A 2153-nucleotide genomic window follows, 5' to 3' on the forward strand; every position below is an offset into this window, starting at 1 on the left:
GTCAGACTCCGGTCCGTTCGACTTGCATGTGTTAAGCACGCCGCCAGCGTTCGTCCTGAGCCAGGATCAAACTCTCCAATAAAGTTATATTATTGGAGCCTTGATGGCTCTTATAATCAATAAAGAAATATTAGTTGTGCTTCGAAAAGCACCGCACATCTGGCATATTGTTTAACCTTACATTGTTCAGTTTTCAAGGAACATGTTAACTTACTTCGCAGTTATCTGCGCGTTAACAGCTTTTATATGTTATCACAACTTAATCGTTGTGTCAACATTTATTTTGTTTAATTTTTGACGCTATCTTGCAGAAACATTATAGATGTTAACATAATTTACGAACTATGTCAATATTATTTATTTCTGTCATTTGTTACCGCTCGGTGCGGCGACTTGTATATAGTATCATTTCTATATCATCATGTCAAATGGTAATTATTGAGACATAAATCATTCAATACGAAATACGTCGAATTACTACTTACCAGTAAAATAGCAAGTAGCCATATCGGCCATATGCAAAGCAACCAATAGCGGATGACTTTTCATCGCATTAGATAAACATTGAGCGCCAGCGTATCCGCGCGCAGCATCATCGAAACCTCCCATATGCCATCGGATTGCCATCATTTCATCGATAGTAAGCTGTATGTAACGTTGCAGAATCATAACCGATTTCTCGCCATGACCTAATGGCATTTGGTCGTTAATTTCGTATACTTCAACCTTCTCCCATTGACCAGTCGCTTCGTTTTTTCGGTTACGATAACCTCTGCGGTAAAAATTGGCTTTACAGATATCATGAAGAAGCGCGCAAACAATCAGAGATTGGTGATCATATGATTCAAAAAAGGTATTAGCTAAAACAATAAGATTATCATAAACAGCGAGCGAATGATCCAGTAAACCTCCTTCACATGCTCCATGGTAGGTAGCACTTGCCGGTGCGGTAAAAAAGTCTGTCTCGTTCAGCATATAGGAAACTAAATTATCCATTCCTGGACGCTCAACCTGTTTTAGGAGTTCTATAAATCGCTCTTTAGCTGAATTCATTTTAATCACGCCTGTCTTGGATGTTATATAAGTATCGTTATCCTACTTCGTTAAAAGGATTAAGTCTCCTTCACTCTTGTTAATTGTTTATATAACTAAATAAATCCAATCAGGAAATTATATAAAAAGCCAGTGATAAGGCAATTAAACTGTGATTGGAGGCAAAGTATGGCTCGGATTAATCCGAAACTAGCCAAAAATTCACTAAGACGGATTCTTATACTGCCGATCCCCAGAAAGAAACAGAGAGCCCCTTCCCGGGCTCTCTTCTTGTATGTTTATATACAGCTTTTAGCAATTACGCCCAGGCATCAATCATTTCACGAAGCTTAACTACATGCTGCTGTTCTTCAGCCTTTAAAGCCGCAAAAACCTTTCTGGTCTCCTCAGACTTCGATTTACCAGCCAACTCATCGTACAACAAAATTGAATCTTTTTCAGCCTGCATCGCTACAGCTAAAATAGTATCAATTGTTTTCAAGCTAGCAATCGTCCGAGCCGCTTCTTCTTCTTTCGGAAAAACATGATCGCTAGCTAAAGCAGAAAGATACGCCGCTGTCTCAGCCGTAAAAGACTCACACTCAGATTTAGTAGTCTGAACCTTGTTTAATACCTTTTGGAACTTTTCCATATGATGAGTTTCTTCATCTCTTAAGAGCAAAAACAAATCTTTATGCTCTGCTTCCTGGGACTGATTATATGCCTGCTGATAAAATTCATGCCCGCGTTTTTCTATTTCAATAGCAACCCGTAATCCATCTAACTCATTTAACAACTTATTTTTCATGCGTATCTCTCCTTTTTAATAATAGTTGTTATAACAAATCTATTCTATTAATCATTTTAAATTCCTTCCAAGAAAACTATTATTTGGAATTAATTTTTTCAACAAAAAAAGCACCCACAATTAGTGAGTGCTTTTTTGCTAACCGGCAACTTCCTATCCTCCCAGGGCGTTTCTAGCCAAGTTAGTCGTTTAGAATGCCAATCTTAAGCTAATTCATTTAGTTTACATCAATGGCACTTTTCTGCGACACGCAGGCTAAAGTTCAAAGACACGAAGTGTCTTCCATAGGCGTTTACGAGCTTAAGCAGCGAAA

At 38.1% G+C, this 2153-nt stretch carries 2 protein-coding genes and 1 other annotated feature; both genes read right to left on the reverse strand.

Annotation, left to right across the window (positions count from 1 at the left end; translation table 11 throughout):
• Nucleotides 1–6 precede the first annotated feature (6 nt).
• Nucleotides 7–84, reverse strand: a sequence feature (possible 16S ribosomal RNA but 16S or 23S rRNA prediction is too short).
• Nucleotides 85–477: 393 nt separating this feature from the next.
• A complete protein-coding gene (locus GX348_04720; GenBank protein ID NLP41490.1) occupies nucleotides 478–1053 on the reverse strand; it encodes an HD domain-containing protein in 576 nt (191 codons plus the stop codon).
• 298 nt (nucleotides 1054–1351) lie between these two features.
• A complete protein-coding gene (locus tag GX348_04725; protein ID NLP41491.1) occupies nucleotides 1352–1840 on the reverse strand; it encodes a ferritin family protein in 489 nt (162 codons plus the stop codon).
• Nucleotides 1841–2153 lie beyond the last annotated feature (313 nt).

This window comes from Veillonellaceae bacterium (assembly GCA_012523975.1).
GTDB lineage: Bacteria > Bacillota > Negativicutes > JAAYSF01 > JAAYSF01 > JAAYSF01.